Below are 22,499 nucleotides of genomic sequence, written 5' to 3'. Positions count from 1 at the left end.
CGCGCTCTTCACCCCATCAGGTGACTCACCCCGCCGGAGGCCGTGCCAGGCCCTTCACGTAGGCGTAACGCACGGCCTGCGCACGGTCCTTGACTCCGGTCTTGGCGAACAGGTTGTTGATGTGGGTCTTCACCGTCGCGGTGGAAACGTGCAGCCGGCGGGCGATCTGCTGGTTGCTCAGCCCCTCGGCGATCAGCTCCAGCACCTCGCACTCCCGCGCGGTCAGACCGTCCGGCGCCGGCTCGGCGGGGACCGGCAACGCCTCGGGCTCGGACAGCCGCTCCAGCAGCCTGCGCTGGATGCCGGGCGACAGCCCCGCGTCCCCGGACAGCACGTTCTCCACGGCCCGGACGATCTCGTCCCCGCCCGCGTCCTTGGTGAGATACCCCCGTGCCCCGGCTCTGAGCGCGGGGAACAGCGACTCGTCGTCCGCGAAGGTGGTCAGGATCACCACCTGGGTTCCCGGGTACCCCGAACGGATCCGCCGGGTGGCCTCGACCCCGTCGCAGCGGGGCATGCGCAGGTCCATCAGGACAACGTCCGGGGCGAGTTCCGCGACGAGCCGCACCGCCTCCTCGCCGTCGCCCGCGGCGCCGACCACCTCCACTCCGGGCAGCAGCCCCAGCAGCATCACGATGCCCTCGCGCACGACCGTCTGGTCGTCCGCCACGATCACCCGCGCGGGCTTCCTGCCGGCCTCCTGCGTCATGCCGGCACCTTCAACGTCACCGCGAACCCCTCCTCGTGCGGCCCTGCCTCCAGCGAACCGCCCAGCAGCTCGGCACGCTCCCGCATGCCCAGCAGACCGTACCCGCCGCCGGAGGCGGTGAGATCGCCCGGCGTGCCACCGGTGTCCCGTACGTCCAGCGTCACCTGGTCCTCGCCGTACTCCAGCCGCAGCCGGACCTTGGCGCCCGGGGCGTGCTTGCGGGCGTTGGTCAGGGCCTCCTGGGCGACCCTGCGCACGGCCTGCGACGCCTCGGCCGGAAGGCGTCTGCGTTCACCCGAGACGGTGACCTCCGCCCCGTCGTTCGCGCCCACGAGTTCGGTGAGGTAGTCCTCAAGCGGGGTCAGCTCGCCGCGCAGGGCGGACAGGGCCTGCCGGGTCTCGTCGAGACCGTCGCGGGCCATCGCGCGCGCCGCGACGACCCGATCGAGGATCTGTTCGCGGTCCGCGCCGCGCTCGATGAGCAGCCGCGCGGCCTCCAAGTGCACCATCTGCGCCGAGAGGCTGTGCGCCAGCACGTCGTGGATCTCCCGGGCTATCCGGGCCCGCTCGGCCAGCGCCGCCGACTCCGCCTCCGCGGCGCGCGCGGCCCGCTCCTGGGCCAGCAGCCGCTGGGCGCTGCCGCGCGCCTCGGCGTCGAGCCGCAGGACGTATCCGGCCAGGGCGAGGCCCGCCGTGGTGGCCGCGGTCGTCAGCCACACGTCGTCATTGACCGCGGCGTAGGCGGCCAGGGCGATCGAGGTGACGGGCAGTGCGGCGGCGACGGGCAGCCGCTCCAGGGCGGCCACCGCGCAACCGCACCAGATGACCAGCGCGGGAACACGGAACCCGGTGGCCTGTGCGGCGACCGCGAGGCCGAGGAGCAGCGCGATCAGCGCCAGGGAGGGCACGAGCCGGTGCGCGAGCGTGGTGCGGAAGAACCCCCAGGCGGCGGCCGCCGCCACGAGGACCCCGGCCCCGGCGGCGACGGCTCCCCACAGGGGAACGCGGTTGCTGGTGAAGGCGCCCCACAGCAGCATGCCGATCACCAGCCCCCGCACCGCCCAGCCGAGCATCCTGCGCGGCTGCGAGATTCCGACGCGTGCGAGGGCCTCCGGAGAGGGCCAGCGCGTCCAGGCGTTCGGTGTCACACCCGCTCCTTCCACGCGGGCCGGGGCATGCCGTCACCGTACGCCGCCGTGCGGGTGGCCGCCGGGCCGAGCGACTGCGTCCGCCAGGCGAGGACGCCGGAGCGCACCAGCAGCGTGCCGGCGAGCGTCAGCATCAGCGCGGAGCTGTCCTGGTGCACGCCCAGCAGCGCGCCGAGGGCGAAGAGACCGGCGCGCAGGGCGATGCCGCCGACCCAGACGGCCGCGGCGGCCTTGGTGCCCCTGGTCCACACGGCGCCGTCCGCCTCGACCCATATGCGGGTGGTCCAGGCCCAGCCCGCGCCCACACCGAGACCGATGACCACCTCGACGGCGAGCAGCAGGGCGGAAGCGGTGCGGTGGTGGGCGTCGAGCATGCCGGGCTCGCGGAGCGCGACGACGGCCAGGACGGCGGGCAGCACCCACCAGCGCCGGTCGGCGTCGAGCCGGCGTGCGCGGAACTGCCGGGAGATCACCAGGGCGGCGACGGCCACGATCACCAGCGCGTTGACGAGCCCGGACATCAGAGCCTCCGTGAGCGGGAAGGAGTGGCGGCGGCCGAGTGCCGCCGACGCCTTCGACGCTACGGAAGATCGCGGGCCGGCTGATCGGAGCCCGGGTGGATCACGGGTGGATTCCACGGCGCCGCCGGTCTCCACCCGGGGGTGGAGAAGGCCCGGTCACCCGGGCCGCTCCGGCCGCGCACGGCGGGCTACGCGTCGATGCGGGAGCGGTCCAGCGTCGCCGCCGAACTCGCGATGAACTCCTTGCGGGGCGCCACGTCGTTGCCCATCAGCAGGTCGAAGACGCCCTCCGCGGCCTCCAGGTCGGAGAGGTTGATGCGGCGCAGGGTGCGGTGGCGCGGGTCCATCGTGGTCTCGGCCAGCTGGTCCGCGTCCATCTCGCCCAGGCCCTTGTACCGCTGGATCGAGTCCTTGTACCGGATGCCCTTGCTCTGGAACTCCAGCAGCTTGTCGCGCAGCTCGCGGTCCGAGTAGGTGTAGACGTACTTGTCCTGGCCCTTCTTCGGCTGGATCAGCTCGATGCGGTGCAGCGGGGGCACCGCGGCGAAGACCCGGCCCGACTCGACCATCGGCCGCATGTAGCGGTGGAACAGGGTGAGCAGGAGGGTGCGGATGTGGGAGCCGTCGACGTCGGCGTCCGTCATCATGATGATCTTGCCGTAGCGCGCCGCGTCCAGGTCGAAGGTCCGGCCCGAGCCCGCTCCTATCACCTGGATGATCGCGCCGCACTCGGCGTTCTTGAGCATGTCGGTGACGGACGACTTCTGGACGTTGAGGATCTTGCCGCGGATCGGGAGCAGCGCCTGGAACTCGGAGTTGCGGGCCAGCTTCGCCGTACCGAGCGCGGAGTCGCCCTCGACGATGAACAGCTCGCTGCGGTCGACGTCGTCGCTGCGGCAGTCGGCGAGCTTGGCGGGCAGCGAGGAGGACTCCAGGGCCGTCTTGCGGCGCTGCGCGTCCTTGTGCTGGCGGGCGGCGATGCGCGTGCGGGCGGCGGCCACCGCCTTCTCCATGACCACACGGGCCTGCTGGGCGTCGTCCCGCTTGGTGGAGGTCAGGAACGCCTTCAGTTCCCTGGTCACCACGTTGTTCACGATCCGGCGGGCCGCCGAGGTGCCGAGGACCTCCTTGGTCTGGCCCTCGAACTGCGGCTCGGCGAGGCGGACGGTGACGACCGCGGTGAGGCCCTCGAGGGCGTCGTCCTTGACGATGTCGTCCTCGGCGACGCGCAGGAGCTTCTTGGCGCGCAGCACCTCGTTCATCGTCCTGGTGACGGCCTGCTCGAAGCCGGCGACGTGGGTGCCGCCCTTCGGGGTGGCGATGATGTTGACGAAGGAGCGCAGGGTGGTGTCGTAGCCCGTGCCCCAGCGCAGCGCGATGTCCACGCCGAGCTCGCGGGTGACCTCGGTGGGGGTCATCTGGCCGTGGTCGTCGAGGACCGGGACGGTCTCCTTGAAGCTGCCCTGACCGCTGAGGCGGAGGACGTCGCAGACCGGCTTGTCCGTGGCCAGGTACTCGCAGAACTCGCTGATACCGCCGTCGAAGCGGAAGGACTCCTCGCCCTTGCTGCCGCCCTCGCCCAGGCCGTACTCGTCGCGGACGACGATGGTCAGCCCGGGGACCAGGAACGCGGTCTGGCGGGCACGCTGGTGGAGGTTCTCCAGGGAGAGCTTCGCGTCCTTGAGGAAGATCTGGCGGTCGGCCCAGTAGCGCACGCGCGTGCCGGAGCGGGTCTTGGGGATCTTCTTGGTCTTGCGCAGGCCGCCCTTCGCCTCGAAGCGGGCCTCCGGGCCGTTGCCCGCGAAGGTGCCGGGGACGCCGCGGCGGAAGCTGATGGCGTGGGTGCTGCCGTTGCGGTCCACCTCGACGTCCAGCCGGGCCGACAGGGCGTTGACGACGGAGGCGCCCACGCCGTGCAGGCCGCCGGAGGCGGCGTAGGAACCGCCACCGAACTTGCCGCCGGCGTGCAGCTTGGTCATGACGACCTCGACGCCGGACAGGCCGGTCTTGGGCTCGACGTCGACAGGGATGCCGCGGCCGTTGTCACGGACCTCGACGGAGCCGTCGTCGTGCAGGACGACCTCGATGTGGTCGCAGTAGCCGCCGAGGGCTTCGTCGACGGAGTTGTCGATGATCTCCCACAGGCAGTGCATCAGGCCGCGGCTGTCGGTCGAGCCGATGTACATGCCCGGGCGCTTGCGCACGGCCTCGAGCCCCTCGAGGACGAGCAGGTGCCGCGCGGTGTAGTTGGAACCGTCCCGGTCTGCTCCTGCCAGCAGCGCTGTGGACGGCACGGACGTCTCGGCGGTCACGCGGTTCGCTCCTCGCTGAATTCCAGTGGGGCCCCGGTGGGGCGGGGCGCGGCTTGGGTTGCCGCTCAGAGGGTACCGAGGCCTGGTAGAGCCCTTGTAACGCAACCCTCGGCACGGACCAAGACTAGTAGAGAGTCGCATGGATGTTCGATCCCTCGTTGGAGTGAAGCAGATATCACGTTCCCTTCGAGGCATGAACCATTTAGGCTCCGGGCACGTCCTCATGAACAACCGGCAACCCGGCCGGGGAGGACCGACCATGACCGACAGCGCGAACCCGTACGACACATAGACACGCAATACGGCACATTCGCCGCCAAACCGGCAACGCACAGCCGCCTCGGAAAGATTTTTCGAGGAAAAGCCACGAGCGGGAACGTTTGGGGCTGGTTGGATGTTGACCCTGGTACGACAGCTCGTCGAGCTAGAGAAGAGGCGACGTGACTACTGTTCTGACCCCCGCGAGCCCGCTGACGGCCGCTGACCGTTGCGACCGCTGCGGCGCCCAGGCGTATCTGCGCGTCGTCCTGCTCAGCGGCGGCGAACTGCTCTTCTGCGCCCACCACGGCCGCAAGTTCGAGCCGGAACTCAAGAAGATCGCCGCTGAGATACAGGACGAGACGGAGCGCCTCACGGCCGTTCCGGCGAGTGCGTCCGAAGAAGAGCGCTGACAACCTCGCACGACGAGCCAGCACCGGCACCAGGCCGGCGAACGGGCGGCCGCTCCTGACACACGGGAGCGGCCGCCCGTCTTCATGACCGGCGGCCGCCCTCTTCATGACCTGCGGCGAGGGGCCTGCGGCGAGGGGATCAGCCTTCGCCGGCTCCCGGCCTCAGTGCCTTCGCACCGCCGTGGCCGAGCGTCCGTACGACGTCCGACACACGCGTGTAGACGCCGGGACTGCCCGCCCGTCCGCAGCCGCTCCCCCAGGACACCAGCCCGATCAGCCGGCCCTCCGCGACCAGCGGCCCTCCGCTGTCCCCCTGGCAGGCGTCACGGCCGCCCCGCATCTCACCGGCGCAGAGCATGGTCTCCGGCTGGTAGGTGCCCTCGACACTGCCCGGATACGCCCGCTCGCACTGGGCGTCCGGCAGCACGTGGACCCGCGCGGCGTGCAGACCGTGCGCGTAGGCGGCGGCGCCGCTGGTGTCGCCCCAGCCGTAGACAACGGCACTGGTCCCCGGCGTGTAGGCCCGGTCCCCCGCGGCCGCCATGGGGATCACCGCGCTCTGCGGCAGCGGCTCGGCGAGTGTGACGACGGCGAAGTCACCGGCGTTGGTGACACCGTCGTAGCGCGGATTGACCCACGTGTCGCGCACGGGGATCTCCTCGCCCTGGGCCGAGAGCAGGTCCGTGCGTCCGGCGATCACTTTCAGGTCCCGTGTCGGCGGTGCGCCGACGACGTCTCTGCCCAGACAGTGGGCCGCTGTCAGCACGGCGGTCCGGGCGATGGCCACACCCCCGCAGAACTGTCCCGCGCGCGTACCCCCGAACCGGTCACGGCTGGAGAGGGCCACCGTCCAGGGGCTCTGCGAGACGTCGACGGGAAACCCGCCGACGACGACGCTGTCGGCGGCCGCGGGCGCCGCGGCCACCAGCGGTATCGCGGCCCCCGCGGCCGCGAGGACCAGCGGCCCGGCCAGTGCGCGGACAATACGGCGTCGCATGGGTTCTCCTCACTCTGGGACGATCATCGGAGACCCAGAGTCACGCGAACCGACGCGGCCCGCAGCACGAAGGCCCGGCTCCCGTCGGGGAGCCGGGCCTTCGAGGGGCAGGGGGCTTGACCTAGTCGAGGTAGTCGCGCAGCACCTGCGAACGCGACGGGTGGCGCAGCTTCGACATGGTCTTGGACTCGATCTGGCGGATCCGCTCGCGCGTGACGCCGTACACCTTGCCGATCTCGTCGAGGGTCTTCGGCTGACCGTCGGTGAGACCGAAGCGCATGGAGACCACGCCCGCCTCGCGCTCGGACAGGGTGTCGAGCACCGAGTGCAGCTGCTCCTGCAGCAGCGTGAAGCTGACCGCGTCGGCCGGGACGACCGCCTCGGAGTCCTCGATGAGGTCACCGAACTCGCTGTCGCCGTCCTCGCCCAGCGGGGTGTGCAGCGAGATGGGCTCGCGGCCGTACTTCTGGACCTCGATGACCTTCTCCGGGGTCATGTCGAGCTCCTTGGCCAGCTCCTCCGGGGTGGGCTCGCGGCCCAGGTCCTGGAGCATCTGGCGCTGCACACGGGCGAGCTTGTTGATGACCTCGACCATGTGCACCGGGATGCGGATGGTGCGGGCCTGGTCGGCCATCGCGCGGGTGATCGCCTGACGGATCCACCAGGTGGCGTACGTGGAGAACTTGTAGCCCTTGGTGTAGTCGAACTTCTCCACCGCGCGGATCAGACCGAGGTTGCCCTCCTGGATGAGGTCCAGGAAGAGCATGCCGCGGCCGGTGTAGCGCTTGGCCAGGGAGACCACCAGACGGAGGTTGGCCTCCAGGAGGTGGTTCTTGGCGCGGCGCCCGTCCTCGGCGATGATCTCCAGCTCGCGCTTGAGCTTCGGGGCGAGCTTGTCGGAGTTCGCCAGCTTGTCCTCGGCGAAGAGACCGGCCTCGATGCGCTTGGCCAGCTCGACCTCCTGCTCGGCGTTGAGCAGGGGGACCTTGCCGATCTGCTTGAGGTAGTCCTTGACCGGGTCGGCGGTGGCGCCGGCCGCGGCGACCTGCTGGGCCGGGGCGTCGTCCTCGTCCTCGTCGGAGAGCACGAAACCGGCGCTCTCGGCGCCCTCCGGCTCCTCCGCTCCCGCCTTGGCCTCCTCGAGCACCTCGTCCTCGAGGATCTCGGCGTCGTCCTTCTTGGCGGCGGTGGTCTTCTTGGCCGCCGTCTTCTTGGCGGGGGCGGCCTTCTTGGCCGCCGCCTTCTTCGCGGGGGCGGCCTTCTTCGCAGCGGCCTTCGTGACGGGCGCGTCGTCCTCGACCGGCGTGTCCGCGGCAGGCGCCGCCGGAGTGGCGGTGGCGGTGGCCTTGCGTGCGGTCACCGTCTTCGCAGCGACCGTCTTGCTGGCGGTGCGCTTGGCCGGACTCTTCGCTGCGACGCTCTTTCGGGTGCGCTTGTTGGGTTCCGCGGCACTGACCATCAGCGTCACACCCTCTTCCTCGAGGATCTGGTTGAGGCTGCGCAGTACGTTCTTCCACTGAGTGGCCGGAATCTGGTCAGCTTCGAAGGCCCGACGCACATCGTCGCCGGCGATCTGCCCCTCAGCCTTTCCCCGCTCAATGAGCGCCATGACAGAGACGGACTCGGCGATCTCCGGCGGGAGCGTACGGGATGTGCTGGCCGACACGAACAACCTCTCGGAACGTTGGAAAACGGCTTCCGGCCCCGTCCACGACGGACAGGAGCCGACCACCGGCCTGGGGATGGCCGACGGCGCGGGCGGGGGCCGGGAAGATGCACAGCGCCATGAACGGCGTCCGTATTCCTTCCTCGGCTGTCACCTCTTAGGTCATCGCGTTGTCCCCATGAGCGTTACGCCCAATCCGCGTGGCCCGAGTCACACCCCGTAAGCGTTCAAAACCGGTCAGATGCGTCCAAATGAGATCAGGCGAGTCACCGGACACCGCGGCGGGCCCGGAGGGCCGGCGGCGCCCTGGCGCGTGAGGACCCCGCCGGGGCGCAAAGACTCCGGCGGGGTCCTGTGCGGGGAGGTTCGCCGGCCGGATGAGGCCGCGGGCGGACGGCAGGGTCCTGCGCCGTGCCGTCCGCGCGCGGTCACTGCTCCCGCGGTCGCCGCTCACGCGATCGGTGTGTGTTCCGCGCGGTCAGTGCTCGCGCGGCGCGGGAACCACCCGCTCGACCTCGGGGTGCACCGTGAGCAACTGACGCATGGCCCCTTCCGCCGCCGCGGAGTCGCCCGCCGCGAGCGCCTCCACGATGCGGGCGTGCTGCGCCAGGCAGGTGTCGTTCGGCCGGTCACAGCCCGTGACGGGTCCGCCGGACACCTGGAGGGCGGCCGAGACGATGCCGGAGAGGTGCTCCAGCATGCGGTTGCCCGCGACCTGGATCAGCAGGGTGTGGAACTCGGCGTCCGCACGGGAGAAGGTGAGCGCGTCGCCCTGCGCGAGGGCGTGTCCCATGATCTCGACCATGTCGGACAGGCGCTGCTGGATGTCCTCGCGCCCGTGGCCGGCGGCCAGGCGAGCGGCGAGCGGCTCGATCGTCCACCGCAGCTCACTCAGCTCACGGCGCTGGTCGTCGCGCTGGGGCCCGAAGGCGCGCCACTCGATGATGTCCGGGTCGAGGAGGTTCCAGTCGCTGACCGGGCGCACGCGCGTGCCGACGTTGGGGCGGGCACTGACCAGGCCCTTGGCCTCCAGGACCCGGAGCGACTCACGGACGACGGTGCGGGAGACCTCGAAGCGCTGGCCGATCTCCTCCGGCACCAGGGGCCGGTCGGCGCCGAGGTCGCCGGAGACGATCATCTGACCGAGTTGCTGGACGAGTTGGCCGTGCAGTCCGCGGCCGCGGCTGCCCGCGGCGCGCCGTCCCACCCGGCCGAGCTCGGGATCCGCGCCCTCCCAGGAGGGGCTTGCGACGCGGTCGGGGACGGGCGCGTCGGCGTACGGGTAGCGGTCGAGTTCGCCCGGGCCGACGAGACCGGAGTCTGTGGGGCGGGCGGCGGTCATCATGGTGTGCGCAAGGGTACTCACGGATCCTTTGTCGGCGTCGCCTCCAACTCCCTTGAGGGCTTTGGTGAAAAGCACACGAAAGGGTGATCGCTCACTCCGTCGCAATTGACGCCTTATCGGAAAGAAATGGGCTTTCCCCGGGGAATTGCGCGCAGAGGCCGGGCGAAAGGGCGCGAAGGACAGTCACTTGACCCTGCTTCGCAGGGTCGTCACCAGGTACGCGCAGGACAGCGCGGAGACCATCAACACCATTGCGGCGCCCAGGGGTTGGGAAATCACACGCGCCGCCGCGACGAGGAGCCCGTCGCCGCCGAAGGGCCATTGCAGCAGGAACGACCTCCGAAGCCGCGCGGGCAGACCGGTGGGGTCCCATGCCTCCCCGCCCATCGCCGCCTGTACCAGAGGCGCGACGACGACCGGCACCGCCACCACGGCCGCGAGGCCCGCCGTGGCCGACCGGAACAGTCCCGCGGCCAGCACTCCGGCCCAGCCGCACCCGACCACGAGACCGGCCCAACTCGCTCCCAGCGAGATCCAGTCGCCGGGAACCTGGGTGAGCTCCCGTCCGTACACGACGTAGAGCACCTCGGCGTCGCAGCCGACCGTGAGGAAGGCCAGCGTCAGCGCGGTGGCGGCGCTGACCAGGAGTTTGGCCGTCAGCAGCCCGAGCCGGCGGGGGACGGTGCCGCGGTCCGCCGCCAGCGCGGGGTGGCGGAACTCGTCGCCGAAGGAGAGCGCGCCGAGCAGCCCGGCCCCGAGTGCGGCGGGCGGCAGCGGCAGTTGCTGCGGCCACGCGGCGAGCAGGCGCGGCTGCGGGGTGTGCCCGATCCGGCCCATGACCAGGGCGGTGAGGGCGGATACGACGAGGACGGCGGCGGCGGTGACGAACCCGGTGCCGATGCCGGCGGCACGGCGCAGTTCGTAACGCAGCGGACGCAGGGGGCTGCGGCCCGGGCGGACGGAGATGGGGGGTGGCAGCGGCGAGGACGGATCCAGCGCGACGGTCTCCGCGGGGCGGGGGGTGGGGATGGAGGCGTGGGGGGCGGCTTCGGCGTGAGCCTCTTCGGAGGCGGCCGCGGTGGAGGGCGGCTTCTCGGTGAAGGGCGCCTTCGGGGCGGAGGACGTCCTCGTGGCGGGGGGCGTCTTCGGGGCCGAGGACGTGCTTGTGGCGGAGGGCGTCTTCGGGGCCGGGGTCGAGACGGAAGCGGCGGCGGTTTCGGACGAGGCCCGGTCGGAGAGGCGCTGGGGCTCCGCGCGGGCGGGGTCGTCGCCTGGGTGCACAGCGGCCGTGGTTGCGGGGGTGTCCGTGAGTTCCGGAGCCTCGGCGGGCTCGGAAGTGCCAGTGAGCCCGGAGATCTCGGTGGACTCGAAAGTCTCCGGCTGTCCGGCGTCCTGCTTGCGCATGTCCGTCTCGTCGGCGGCGCGTGCGGTGGCGGAGACGGCGGCCAGGACGGACGCCGGAACCGGAACCGGCTCCGCCGCTGTGGCCGTGGTGACGGCCGCAGGCTCGGCGCCTCCGGCCCCGGGGCCCATGTCCCCTACTTCGTCGGCGAGTTGGTGGACGAGGATGCCGTGCCGGAACGCGACCTCGCCGACGTCGGCGCACGTACTGCCGTAGACGGACAGGCGGTTGCCCTCCTCGCGTACGACCTCGACGGACCGCCGCCCGGTGCGCGCCTCCTTGCTGAGGAGGGCGGCCAGGCGAGCGGCCTGCGGGCTGCGTACGGCCACGCGCGGACGCAGCCGGTTGCGGGCGAAGTCCGCGCTCTCCTGGTCGGCCACGACCCTGCCCCGCTCGATCGTGACGACGCGGTCCGCCGTGCGCGCCGCCTCCTTGGGGTCGGAGGTGGTGAACAGAACCGTGCCCCCCTGCGTCGCGTGCGCCCGGAGCACGCCGTGCAGCCAACGGCTTTCCCGCGCGGAGAGCCCGTCCGCCGGCTCGTCCAGCACGAGGGTGTGCGGGTCGGACAACAGGGCGCAGGCGAGCCCGAGGCGGCGGTCCACCCCCCGCGACAGCGTGCCCAGCCGCTCCTCGCGCAGACTGACGAGCCCCACGACCTCCAGCACCTCGTCGGCGCGCCGGACCGGCAGGCCCGCCGCCGCGCACAGCATCCGCAGATGGCCGCGTACCGAGCGCGAGGGGTGCCCGGGGACATCGCCGAGCAGGACGCCGACCTCGCGCGCGGGGTGCGGGATGCGGTGCAGAGGCCGCCCCTTGAAGTAGGTGATGCCACGGCCGTGTTGGAGTTCGAGCATCAGTCTGAGCGCCGTCGTCTTGCCCGCGCCCGCCGCGCCGAGGAGCACGGTGACACGGCCCGCGTGCGCTTCGAAGGAGACGTCGTCGACGGCGGGCGGAAGGTCCTTACGGGAGTCGCTGGTCAGTCCGAAGGCCTGGATCACCCGCAGCAAGATAGCGCGTTATGTCCGTTTTTTCGGGTACCCCGCCGCAGAGTTCGGCAGGTCAGACCTCAGGACGCAGCATGGGCGGGTTGAGCAGGGTGGCGCCGCCGGCCCGGAAGAGCTGCGCCGGCCTGCCGCCCTGGCGGGTGGTGGTGCCTCCGGTGGGGACCAGGAACCCGGGGGTGCCGGTCACCTTGCGGTGGAAGTTGCGGGGGTCCAGGGCGACGTTCCACACCGCTTCGTAGACGCGGCGCAGCTCCCCGACGGTGAACTCGGGCGGGCAGAAGGCGGTCGCCAGCGACGAGTACTCGATCTTCGACCGGGCGCGTTCCACTCCGTCCGCGAGGATCTGCGCGTGGTCGAAGGCGAGCGGAGCCACCGGCTCGCCGTCTCGTCCGTAACCGCCCTGCGCCAGCAGTTCCTCGACGGGCGCCCAGCGGGCGTTGCTCGCGTCGCCTCCCGCTCTGGGCGCGGGCAGGTCGGGCGCGAGCGCGAGGTGGGCGACGCTGACGACGCGCATACGGGGGTCGCGCTTGGGATCGCCGTAGGTGGCGAGCTGCTCCAGGTGGGCGCCGTGGTCGTGGACGGGGGCGGCGGGGTCGTGGGCCTGCAGTCCGGTCTCCTCGGCCAGTTCGCGCGCCGCGGCCTGCGCCAGGTCCTCGTCGGCCCTTACGAAGCCGCCGGGGAGCGCCCAGCGGCCCTGGAACGGGGGCTCGCCCCTGCGCACCGCCAGCGCGCACAGGGCGTGGCGGCGCACGGTCAGCACGACCAGGTCCACGGTGACGGCGAAGGGCGGGAACGCTGACGGGTCGTAGGGCATGCGGCGATCATAGGCGTCTGCCTGACGATAAACACTCCCTTCACCGGTCGCTTCGGCGGATGGTCCTTTCCCCGCGCCACGGGTGTGCCGGCCGGCTTCCCGCTCCGTCGCGACGGGCGTCGTGCGAGGTCACGCGCGCAGTTGCAGTCCCTCGGCGGCCTCCTCCACCATGGGGAGCCCGAGGCGGCTGACCCGCACGGAGAACGGTGCGCCCGCGACCCGCAGCCCCGTCAGTCCGATCTCCCCGGCGGGCGCGGTGCGCATCGGGCGGAGCGTGACCGTCCCGGCCGGTGCGTCGGGTCGGATGCCGGCGAGGGTGGTCAGCAGCAGTACCGCCGCCGCCGCGGCCGTGGCCGAGGGGCGGCAGGCCGCGGGGTGGGGCACGGGGGCGCCGCCCTCGGTGCGCTGCTCGCCGGCGAACATCTCGGGCAGGCGGTGACCGAAAGCCCCTGCCGCGGCGAGGAGGCCCCGTACCAGCGAGGCCGCCTCCTTCTCATGGCCCGCAGCGGCCAGGCCGGCGAGGGCGATGGCGGTCTCGGGCACGCGCACGGCTCCGGCGCGGTGGCCGAAGGGGTTGTGGCCGGGTTCCCTGGCGGCGAGTCCGCGCAGCCCCCAGCCGGAGTCCATCGCGGGGCCGCCGAGGAGTCGGGCGAGCTGTTCGGTCCGGGTCTTGTCGAGCAGACCTGGCGCGTGCTCGCCTCCGCCGAGCAGGCCGGTGTCGAGGAGGTGGACGGCGGCGCCGCCGAGGTGGGGCAGAAGGCGGCCGTCGGAGGTGCGGGCGGCGGCCGGTCTGCCACCGCTGCGGTCCTCGGCCCAGAAGTCCTTCCCGAACGCCGTACGCAGTTCCTGCGCCCACTGCCGCAGGCCGTCGGCGCCGGGACGCCCGAAGGCTTCGAGCAGATCGGCTCCGAGGAGGGCGGCGCGGTGGGCATGGGCCTGGGTCTCACAGCGGACGGGGCCGCCGGGCAGCGGCTCACGCAGGTAGGTGCCGTCGCCCACCGTGTCGCGCAGCCAGGTCAGGCAGCGCTCGGCCGCCGGGAGCAGTCTGCGCGTGTCCCGCTCCGGCAGTCCCCACCGGCGGGCCTCGGCGAGGAGGACGGGGAAGAGGAGGGTGGCCTCGGTGCCGGTGCAGCCGGGTGGGAGGTGCGGGCCGGAGTCCCGTCTGGGGCCGGGGATCATGCCGGACCGGGGTCCTGGGCCGGGATGTTGGGTCCGGGCGAGGGTGTGGAGCGTGCCCGCGGCGAGTCCGGTGCCCAGGGGCAGTGCCATGCGGGCCGCGCTGAGCGCTTCGGCCGGAGCGAGACCGCACCGCCAGGGCGCGCCCGCCGCGAGGTGCAGATCCGCCGGGTGCGCCGGGTCGCGCAGCAACAGGCCTCTGAGGTCGTCGACGCAGGTGCGCAGCAGTGCCTCGATGCCGGGGGCGTCGCCGGTGGCGCGAGCGTCCGAGAGGAGGCCGCGCGCCGTGCGGCCCGCCGCACGCACGGGTCCCGCGCCGTCCTGCCGCACTCGCAGTTCCACACTCGCCGTGCCTCCGGGCGGCAGGGCGAACTCCCAGCGCAGCAGCCCCGCCGAGGCGAGCGCGTCCGTGGGCGGAGGGTCGGCGGTGACCGACACGCTCAGGGCGGACGACGTCCAGCGCAGGCCCGAGTCGCGCACGGCGGCGGTGACTTCGCGATCCGTCCGGCCTGAGGCGATCTCCCCCAGTTCGGCGAGATCCGTGCCGAGCGCCACTTCGAGGGGCAGGTGCAGCAGGCGCGGGGAGGCGCTGCGCAGGGTGATCAGCTCGGTGCCGTCCGCGTCCCTGGTGCGCTCCACGACCACATCGGGATCGGGACCCGCTCCCGGTGCGGCGCACACCGTGCCCACGAATCGCGCCCGGTCGGCCCCGGTGAACCGGGCCTGCACGGCGAGTGGTTCGCGTCCGGCGACGCGGACCTCGCAACGGGACAGCAGGCGGCGTCCCGCGCGGTAGAAGCCCTCCAGTCCCCGGCCGCTGAGCCGGCCCTGCTCGCCCGAGATGGCCAGTCCGGGCAGGGCGACGCAGATCATGACGTCGTGGGCCGAAGGCAGCTCCGCGAAGTGCGGCCTGGGCGGCGGCTCTCCGAGCCGAGGGCCGCGCCGCACCGGAGGTGCCTGCGGTCCGTCCGGGCCCGGTGGGAACGGCGGAGGGCTCGTCGCTCCCTTTCCGGACGGTACGGCCCTGCCGCGCAGGGCGGTGCCGGCGGCGGGGGGCGGAGTCGGCTGGGGCATGGGGCGGCTTCCTCTGCGCTCTGTGGGCCTCGGGCGGATCCGGCGCCCGGCGCCGGCCCGTGAGAGGCACGGGAGGTTCGGCGGTGCGCCCCGGCCAGGCGTTCCGCCACTCAGGTGAACGCGGCGGAAGTCGTCCGGGTCACGCCTCTGGCCTGGGAAGCCGACCGAACGGGGGTGGGTGGACGCGGTCGGCGTGGTGCTCACCTCTCCTCCCCGGTGGTGTGCACGGAGGGGTCCGCGCCAGGGTTGCGGGCGCTCCCCCGCCGCGCCCCGCCCTTGGCAGTGCCGTCCGGACGGCCGCGGCCGGGCTTGCGGGACGGGCCGGAGTGCGCGCCGTCGGGCCGTGGGGTGCCGGGCCGGGTCCTGTCCGGGGCGGCCACGACGGGGCGGGGCTCCCCCGCCCGCGTGCGGCGCCTGCGGCGCGGCGACGTCTCCTGCGGTTCGCGGGAGAGGGTGCGGAAACCGCCTGTGTTCGGTGTCCGGTCCGTCACCAGCGGCTCCATGCCGTCGTCGGGCAGCTCTCCGCGGTCACCCGCCTCCTCGAGGTCGCTCATCCGCCCACCCTCCGGGCCGTCCGGCCGCGAAGGTGCCGCAGTGTCCGCGTCGTTCGCCGTAGGACCCTGCGCCCGCACGCGCTGGACTCGTTCGCCGCGCAGGCAGCGGCGGATCGACTCGGGGTCCAGTCCTTCGTTGCAGGCCTGGTGGAGGAGGCGGGCGAAGAGGTATTCGGGGTCCGCTCCCAACGCCATGGCCAGGGCCTCGCGGGCCTCGAGGTCGTCGCCGGTCGACCAGGCGACCCAGCCGGCGAGGGTCAGGGGCGCCGCGGCGTGCTCGCCGTACGGGCCGACGCAGCGGCGGGCGAGGGCCCGCCACAGCCGGAGGGCGGGACCCGCGTCGTCCCCTTCCATCCACTCGGCCGCGCGGTCGCGGGTGGTCCGGTCCTGAAGGCCGAGGATCAGCGTGGCGGCCTCCTCCGAGGTGATCAGGCCGTCATCGCGCAGGTCCGCGGCGGCGCTGCCGGCGACGAAGGGCGCCTCGGCGAGGCGCCGCATGACCCGCTCGGCGAGTTCCAGGGTCTCCTCGGCCACTTCGGCGCGGCGGTGGTCGTCGAGGATCCGTGGGACCACGGCCAGGCCGGCCGAGTCCAGGGCGATCTCCTGTTCCAGCGCGGCGGCGGTCTCCCAGGGGAGCAAGCGGGCCCGCAGTTCCTTCAGGCTGCCGCGCACCTGGATGCCGGCGTAGGCCGCCGCGGCGGCCAGCACGGAGGTGCCGGGCAGCCCCATGGGCCGGCCGTCCTCGGGGCAACACCCCTCGGTGGGGCAGCAGTAGGACCAGAAGCGGCCGGCGGAGATGCACATCGCCTCGATGACGGGCACGTCGAGGCGCCCGCACTCCGTGCGCAGTTTCTGCGCGAGGGGCGCCAGGCGGCGCATGACCTGCCGTCCCGACTCGCCGGGACCCGGCTCCTGGCAGACGAAGGCGACCATCTGCGCGGGCTTGGCACCCCTGCGCTCGCTGCCGGTGATCAGGCCGTGCGCGAGCTGGCGGGCGGCGGACGGCCAGTCTCCGCTGCTCGACGGGATGCCGAGCCTGGCCCGGCCGCCGAACCGGCCGCGGCCGTCCTGGTCGTGCAGCGCGACCAGGACCATGCTGTCCTCCGGCCGGTATCCGAGCAGGTAGGGCAGGGCGTCGGCGAGCTCTGCCGGTGTGCGGAGGGTGATCTGGTGCTCGGGGCCCGGTCCTTCGTACGCGATGTGGCTGTTACCGGCGGGTCCTGGCGTTTCGCTGTGATTCGTCATGCGCCGACGATCTCGCGGACGGGAAAATTCCGCTTCGGCCTGTGGATAAGTCCGGGCAGGGACACGTCACCCCGGCGGTCGCGCCGCCGCGGTGTCCCGATTGTCAGTGCCGTCCTGTTGTATGGGACCCATGGAGCACACGAGCAACGCCGGCCTGCGAGCGGAGGCCGACGCGGTACTCGCCCGCCTCGTCGGCGACGACACGGGCACGGCCAGGCTGCGCGAGGACCAGTGGCGGGCCATCGAGGCGCTGGTCGCCGAGCGGCGCCGGGCCCTGGTCGTCCAGCGCACGGGCTGGGGCAAGTCCGCGGTCTACTTCGTGGCCACCTCCCTGCTCCGGGCGCGCGGAAGCGGGCCCACGGTGATCGTCTCCCCGCTGCTCGCGCTGATGCGCAACCAGGTGGAGGCGGCCGCCCGCGCCGGCATCCACGCCCGTACGATCAACTCGGCGAACACCGAGGAGTGGGACACCGTTCAGGCGGAGATCGCCGCGGGCGCCGTCGATGTCCTCCTGGTCAGCCCCGAGCGGCTCAACAACCCCGACTTCCGCGACCAGGTGCTGCCCAAGCTCGCCTCCGCCACGGGCCTGCTCGTCGTGGACGAGGCCCACTGCATCTCCGACTGGGGCCACGACTTCCGCCCGGACTACCGGCGGCTGCGCACCATGCTGACCGAACTGCCGTCCGGCGTCCCCGTCCTGGCCACCACCGCCACGGCCAACGCGCGCGTGACCGCGGACGTCGCCGAACAACTGGGGACCGGCGACGCCTCGGACGCGCTGGTGCTGCGCGGGCCGCTGGACCGGGACAGCCTGAGCCTGAGCGTGCTGCGCCTGCCGGACGCCGCGCACCGGATGGCCTGGCTCGCCGACCACCTCGACGAACTCCCGGGCTCCGGGATCGTCTACGCCCTCACCGTGGCCGCCGCCGAGGAGGTCACCGCGTTCCTGCGGCACCGCGGGCACACGGTCGCCTCCTACACCGGCCGCACGGATAACGCGGAGAGGCAGCAGGCCGAGGACGACCTGCTCGGGAACAAGGTGAAGGCCCTGGTCGCCACCTCCGCCCTCGGCATGGGCTTCGACAAGCCCGACCTCGGCTTCGTCGTGCACCTCGGTTCGCCGTCCTCCCCCATCGCCTACTACCAGCAGGTGGGCCGCGCCGGCCGCGGCGTCGAGCACGCCGAGGTGCTGCTCCTGCCCGGCAAGGAGGACGAGGCGATCTGGGAGTACTTCGCCTCGCTGGCCTTCCCGGCCGAGGACCTGGTGCGCCGGACCCTCGACGTGCTCGCCCGCGCGGAGGGCCCGGTGTCGCTGCCCGCCCTGGAGCCCCTGGTCGAGCTGCGCCGCTCCCGCCTGGAGGCCATGCTCAAGGTGCTCGACGTGGACGGCGCGGTGCGGCGGGTCAAGGGCGGCTGGACCGCGACCGGGCGGCCGTGGACGTACGACACCGAGCGCTACGACTGGGTCGCGCGGCAGCGCCGGACCGAGCAGCAGGCCATGCGCGAGTACGCGGCGACGACCGGCTGCCGGATGGAGTTCCTGCAGCGCCGGCTCGACGACGACAGCGCCAGGCCGTGCGGACGCTGCGACAACTGCGCGGGCGCCCGGTTCACCGCCGACACCTCCACGGCGGCGCTGGACGCCGCGCGCGTGGACCTCGGCCGGGCCGGGGTGGAGGTGGAGCCCCGCCGCATGTGGCCGACGGGTCTGCCGGCGATCGGCGTCGACCTCAAGGGCCGTATTCCCGCCGCTGAACAGGCTGCCACGGGAAGGGCTTTGGGGCGCTTGTCGGACATCGGGTGGGGCAACCGGCTGCGGCCGATGCTCACCTCGCACGCCCCCGACGCTCCCGTGCCGGAGGACGTGGCGCGGGCGGTGGTGGGCGTGCTCGCCGACTGGGCGAAGGGCCCCGGGGGCTGGGCTTCCGGGGCACCGGACGCCCCGCCGCGCCCGGTCGGCGTGGTCACCGTGGCCTCGCGCACCCGGCCCCGGCTGATCAACTCCCTTGGCGCGCACATCTCCGACGTCGGCCGGTTGCCGCTGCTGGGCACCGTGGAGTACACCGGGGACACGGAGCCGGTGCGCCGGAGCAACAGCGCCCAGCGTCTCAAGGCTCTCGACGGGGCGCTGACCGTGCCGCCGGACCTGGCGTCCGCCCTCGCCGGCAGCCCAGGACCCGTCCTGCTCGTCGACGACTACACCGAGACGGGCTGGACTCTGGCGGTCGCGGCCCGGCTGCTGAGAAGGGCCGGCGCACAGGGGGTGATGCCGCTGGTACTGGCTGTTCAGGGCTGAACCCGCGCGGGTGGTCGCCCAGCCGTACGGGCAAAGGCGAGCACGAGCCGGGGCGCCTCCCCATGCGTCGCACGGCGGCACACGGGGTAGGGATATAAGCCACGGGTCATCCGATATGGGTCGGCTGCCTCAATTGCTCGTTGCCGCATCCCAGTTCGACAGGAAGAATTGAAGTCCGCTCCCCGCACGGCTCAGCCGTGATCAGGTAGGGCTCTGCTGCGGTGTGCGCTCCCCCAGTCCGACCCCGCCCGCAGTGTGGGCGCGTAGCCGAAGGGAGGAACGTGACCTTCGGATTCGCTCCGTCCTCGGCGGCGTCGTTGTCGACGTCCGCCGCCTCCGCCACTCGCCTGCTCGAACCCGCGGAGTGGGCCGCCGCGGGCATCCCTCTGCTGCGCAATCCGCGCGAGGTCGTCAGCGGACTGCACGCCAGGCACCATCCCGGGCCGGCCACCGCCGTGGTCGCGGTCCTCGATCCGGACGACCGGCTGCGGGCGAGCGCGTCGTTCGTGCGCCGTCCGGCGCCCGCGGACGGCTGGATGTTCCGCAACGCACTGCTCGCGCAGCTGCGCCGGGTCATCCCGCACGATCTGCGGCGCCGTACCCCGGTGCGCACCGCGGTGCTGCTCTACTGCCGTGAGGGCGACGGGCGTTGGACGGAGGAGGACGGCGCGTGGATGTGGGGTCTGCGCGACGCCTGCACCCTGCACGGGCTGCGCTGTGGGGCGTACATCACGCTGACCCGGGACGGCTGGCAGGTACTCGGCGAGGGCCGCGGCGGCCGCCGCCCGAACGCCGACTCGCCGCCCGAACCGTTCGCGACGGCCGTGGCGCCGCCACCGCAGCCCCGCACCGGAGGCGTCGCCTCCGAGGTACTGCGGCGCGCGGCGGCCCGCTGAGGCCGGCGGCGGTCCGGGCACGCCGTCGCGGCCGGTGACGGCACCGGCCGAGGGCTCCGCGCCCAACTCCGGACCCGGACCGCTGGACCCGCGGGCTCGTGCACTCGCGACTCGCGGACTCGCGACGCGTGAGTCGCGGGCTCGTGACTCGCGGGCTTCTCTACTCATCGACTCGTCGATTCATCAACTCGTCGACTCGTCGAGGACCCGTCGGCCCACCGGGACACCGGACCACCAGGACACAGGAAGACCAGGACACCGGCCCGTCGCCATCACCGGCCCGTCGGGCCATCGCCCGTTGGGCCACGAGAGGCGAGCGCCCCCGGCCGGCCCGTCGGCGGGCAGGCGTACGGCACAAAGGTGACCCGGGGCCGGTCGGCGCGACACGTTCGCGTGCACGCCGAAGCCCCCGCCGCGCGGGTGCGCGGGCGGGGTCCGCCGTCTGACCCTGGAGGACGCCTGCCGGCCCGGTGTGCGGGACCGGCTCAGACGCCGGCGCCGAGCACCGCGTTGATCTGCTGCGGGTCACCGCAGACGATCAGCAGCGCGCCGGCGAGCGAGTGGGCCAGGGGCAGGGCCTTGGCGGCGTCGCCGTCCGAGCCACCGTTGACGGCGACCACCACGACCGGACGCGACGTGGCCCGGGCGGCCACGGCGGCACCGGTGTAGAAGACGTCGTCGCCGGCGTCGTGCTGGGCCCAGTAGGCGGTCTCGCCGAAGGAGAGTTCGTGCGCGGCCCACGGGTGCGGGTCGCCGGTGGTGATCACCAGCACCTCACCGGGGGCACGGCCGGACTCCAGGAGCAGGTCGACCGCTTCCTCGGCCGCGTCGACGGCGCCCTCGGGAGAGGCGGGGATCAGCTGGATCTGGGGGCTCGCGGGGGCCGTAGGAGCGGCCGGAGTGGCCGGCTGCGCAGGCCCGGGCTTGGTCGCGGCGCCACCGTCCCGGGGCGTGCGTTGCACCGGCGGCGCGGGCCGCACAGGGCCGGGACGTCCGGGGCGCGGCGGAGCCGCGGGGCGGGGGCCGGGTACAGGGCGGGGGGTCGGCGCGGTGCGGCCGGTGGCCGGAGTGACGCGGGGACCCTGGGCGCTCTCGTGAATCTGAGGCTCCTCGGGAATGAGAGGCATGGGCTGATATTTATCAAACGTTGGTGCGGCCCGCGTGGGCGGGTGGCACTTCGGGGCGGGCGGAGCGGTCAGAAATCGAAGCCGAGCTGACCCTCGATCTCCGGAACGCCCCCGTCCGCCCAGGCGCGGACCTTCTTGAGGTGCCGCCACCGGGGCAGCGCATCAAGATACGCCCACGAAAGCCGGTGGTACGGGGTGGGCCCCCGCTCCTCCAGCGCGGCCCGGTGCACGGGCGACGGATATCCGGCGTTGGCCGCGAAACCGAAGTCTGCATGGTCGGCACCCAGTTCGGCCATCATTTTGTCGCGGTGGACCTTGGCGATCACCGAGGCCGCCGCGACGGCCACGCACGACTGGTCGCCCTTGATGACCGTACGGACCTGCCAGGGGGTGCCGAGGTAGTCGTGCTTGCCGTCGAGGATGACCGCGTCGGGACGGACGGGCAGCGCCTCCAGGGCACGCACCGCCGCCAGCCGCAGCGCGGCCGTCATGCCCAGGTCGTCGATCTCCTGCGGGGAGGAGTGCCCGAGGGCGTACGCCGTCACCCAGGTGTGCAGTTCCGCGGCGAGCGCGGTGCGCCGCTTGACGGTGAGCAGCTTGGAGTCGGTGAGGCCCAAGGGGGGCCGGCGCAGTCCGGTGACCGCCGCGCAGACCGTGACGGGGCCGGCCCACGCGCCGCGCCCCACTTCGTCGACACCGGCAATGACCTTCGCTCCGGTCGTGGCTCTGAGGGAGCGCTCGACGGTGTGGGTGGGTGGTTCGTACGGCATGGCGCCCTTAGCCTACGCCGACGGGATCTCGCGGCGACACCCCGGTTTCCCCCTGGGGTGCGTACCGCCGCGCACCCCTGCCGTCAGCCGCCCGCCGGGCGCAGCAGGGGGACCATCAGGTGGTCGATCATGTCCTCGAGGTCCTGATCGGTCCATTCGCTGGTGCACATCTTGGAGCGGTACATCAGCATGGCCGGGATGGCGTCGTAGACGTAGCCGTTCGCGGCGTCGGGCCGCACCTCGCCCCGCTCTATGCCGCGGGTGATGACGTCGCGGAGCAGCCGGACGGTGGGCTCGACCACGCCCGTGAAGATCACGCCGTGGAAGCGTTCCGCCTGGGCCGGGTCGCATTCGTGAATGACCGCGCGCAGTGCGGTGCCGGGGAGCGAGAACATCGCGTCACGGGCGCGCCGGCACAGGGCCAGCAGGTCCTCGCGTACGCCGCCGAGGTCCGGCGCCTCCTCCACGCGCGGGAGTCCGGCCCGCAGGGCGTCGGCGACGAGATCCTCCTTCGAGGGCCAGCGGCGGTAGACGGCGGCCTTGCCGGTCTGGGCGCCGGCGGCCACGCCTTCCATGGTGAGGCCCTTCCAGCCGACGGTGCCGAGCTGGTCGAGCGCGGCGTCGAGGATGGCGCGTTCGAGTACGGCGCCGCGTCGGCGGGGAGCGGCCGTCTGGGCGGGAGCGGCCGCCCAGCGCGAGGTAACCATCTGTTGTCTCCAGCGAGCAGGGAGCGGGAAGCGGGGAGTGGGACGTTCCGGTTCCGGTGCCGGGG

17 protein-coding genes are annotated in these 22,499 nt (G+C 73.0%); 3 read left to right on the top strand and 14 right to left on the bottom strand.

Annotation, left to right across the window (positions count from 1 at the left end; translation table 11 throughout):
• Positions 1-25 precede the first annotated feature (25 nt).
• The 4 genes from IE217_RS12780 to IE217_RS12765 form a co-directional block, all read right to left on the bottom strand.
• Positions 26-709 (bottom strand): response regulator transcription factor, encoded by a 684-nt coding sequence (locus IE217_RS12780; RefSeq protein ID WP_190177949.1) that lies wholly within the window; start codon positions 707-709, stop codon positions 26-28.
• Positions 706-1,857: a sensor histidine kinase gene (locus IE217_RS12775; protein ID WP_190177948.1), complete on the bottom strand. Its 1,152-nt coding sequence runs from the start codon at positions 1,855-1,857 to the stop codon at positions 706-708. Before IE217_RS12775 ends, IE217_RS12780 begins: the two co-directional genes overlap by 4 nt.
• Entirely contained in the window at positions 1,854-2,378 is a 525-nt protein-coding gene (locus tag IE217_RS12770; protein ID WP_190177947.1) for a CcdC protein domain-containing protein, read from the bottom strand. The genes IE217_RS12775 and IE217_RS12770 overlap by 4 nt, the downstream gene beginning before the upstream one ends.
• Positions 2,379-2,566: 188 nt before the next feature.
• On the bottom strand, positions 2,567-4,690 hold the full coding sequence (locus tag IE217_RS12765) for a DNA gyrase/topoisomerase IV subunit B (protein WP_190177946.1): 2,124 nt from the start codon (positions 4,688-4,690) through the stop codon (positions 2,567-2,569).
• Between the two features lie 440 nt (positions 4,691-5,130).
• On the opposite strand from IE217_RS12765, the gene IE217_RS12760 reads away from it, so the two are divergent.
• The gene (locus IE217_RS12760) at positions 5,131-5,361 is read left to right on the top strand and encodes a DUF7455 domain-containing protein (RefSeq protein WP_189705007.1); all 231 of its coding nucleotides are present in this window, start codon (positions 5,131-5,133) and stop codon (positions 5,359-5,361) included.
• Between the two features lie 139 nt (positions 5,362-5,500).
• Here IE217_RS12760 and IE217_RS12755 read toward each other — a convergent pair whose 3' ends face one another.
• The 7 genes from IE217_RS12755 to IE217_RS12725 all read right to left on the bottom strand — a co-directional run bounded on the left by IE217_RS12755 (position 5,501) and on the right by IE217_RS12725 (position 16,638).
• Positions 5,501-6,358, bottom strand: coding sequence for a serine protease (locus IE217_RS12755; protein WP_190177945.1), 858 nt, complete (start codon positions 6,356-6,358; stop codon positions 5,501-5,503).
• 121 nt (positions 6,359-6,479) lie between these two features.
• Positions 6,480-8,024, bottom strand: coding sequence for an RNA polymerase sigma factor (locus IE217_RS12750; protein ID WP_268249143.1), 1,545 nt, complete (start codon positions 8,022-8,024; stop codon positions 6,480-6,482).
• A gap of 478 nt (positions 8,025-8,502) precedes the next feature.
• Positions 8,503-9,390 (bottom strand): FadR/GntR family transcriptional regulator, encoded by an 888-nt coding sequence (locus tag IE217_RS12745; protein WP_190177943.1) that lies wholly within the window; start codon positions 9,388-9,390, stop codon positions 8,503-8,505.
• Positions 9,391-9,552: 162 nt separating this feature from the next.
• Positions 9,553-11,769, bottom strand: a complete 2,217-nt coding sequence (locus tag IE217_RS12740; RefSeq protein ID WP_190177942.1) for an ABC transporter ATP-binding protein — start codon at positions 11,767-11,769, stop codon at positions 9,553-9,555.
• Between the two features lie 61 nt (positions 11,770-11,830).
• Positions 11,831-12,589 (bottom strand): NUDIX hydrolase, encoded by a 759-nt coding sequence (locus IE217_RS12735; protein ID WP_190177941.1) that lies wholly within the window; start codon positions 12,587-12,589, stop codon positions 11,831-11,833.
• Positions 12,590-12,718: 129 nt separating this feature from the next.
• Positions 12,719-14,638, bottom strand: a complete 1,920-nt coding sequence (locus IE217_RS12730; RefSeq protein WP_229865293.1) for a glycogen debranching N-terminal domain-containing protein — start codon at positions 14,636-14,638, stop codon at positions 12,719-12,721.
• 401 nt (positions 14,639-15,039) lie between these two features.
• On the bottom strand, positions 15,040-16,638 hold the full coding sequence (locus tag IE217_RS12725) for a DUF4192 domain-containing protein (protein WP_190177939.1): 1,599 nt from the start codon (positions 16,636-16,638) through the stop codon (positions 15,040-15,042).
• Positions 16,639-16,768: 130 nt separating this feature from the next.
• On the opposite strand from IE217_RS12725, the gene IE217_RS12720 reads away from it, so the two are divergent.
• Complete coding sequence (locus IE217_RS12720; RefSeq protein WP_190177938.1) at positions 16,769-18,934, top strand: RecQ family ATP-dependent DNA helicase; 2,166 nt, start codon at positions 16,769-16,771, stop codon at positions 18,932-18,934.
• A gap of 281 nt (positions 18,935-19,215) precedes the next feature.
• Complete coding sequence (locus tag IE217_RS12715; RefSeq protein WP_190177937.1) at positions 19,216-19,830, top strand: hypothetical protein; 615 nt, start codon at positions 19,216-19,218, stop codon at positions 19,828-19,830.
• Positions 19,831-20,315: 485 nt separating this feature from the next.
• Here IE217_RS12715 and IE217_RS12710 read toward each other — a convergent pair whose 3' ends face one another.
• The 3 genes from IE217_RS12710 to IE217_RS12700 all read right to left on the bottom strand — a co-directional run bounded on the left by IE217_RS12710 (position 20,316) and on the right by IE217_RS12700 (position 22,434).
• Complete coding sequence (locus IE217_RS12710) at positions 20,316-20,957, bottom strand: hypothetical protein (RefSeq protein ID WP_190177936.1); 642 nt, start codon at positions 20,955-20,957, stop codon at positions 20,316-20,318.
• Between the two features lie 68 nt (positions 20,958-21,025).
• Positions 21,026-21,727 carry a ribonuclease HII gene (gene rnhB, locus IE217_RS12705; RefSeq protein ID WP_190177935.1) on the bottom strand — a complete coding sequence of 234 codons (702 nt, stop codon included), beginning with the start codon at positions 21,725-21,727 and terminating at the stop codon, positions 21,026-21,028.
• An 83-nt stretch (positions 21,728-21,810) separates the two neighbouring features.
• Positions 21,811-22,434 (bottom strand): TetR/AcrR family transcriptional regulator, encoded by a 624-nt coding sequence (locus tag IE217_RS12700; RefSeq protein ID WP_190177934.1) that lies wholly within the window; start codon positions 22,432-22,434, stop codon positions 21,811-21,813.
• Positions 22,435-22,499 lie beyond the last annotated feature (65 nt).

This window comes from Streptomyces naganishii JCM 4654, from assembly GCF_014650575.1.
In the GTDB taxonomy this organism is placed as follows: domain Bacteria; phylum Actinomycetota; class Actinomycetes; order Streptomycetales; family Streptomycetaceae; genus Streptomyces; species Streptomyces naganishii.
Note: the sequence above shows the minus strand (reverse complement) of the source record. Positions and strands in the feature narration are given on the sequence as shown.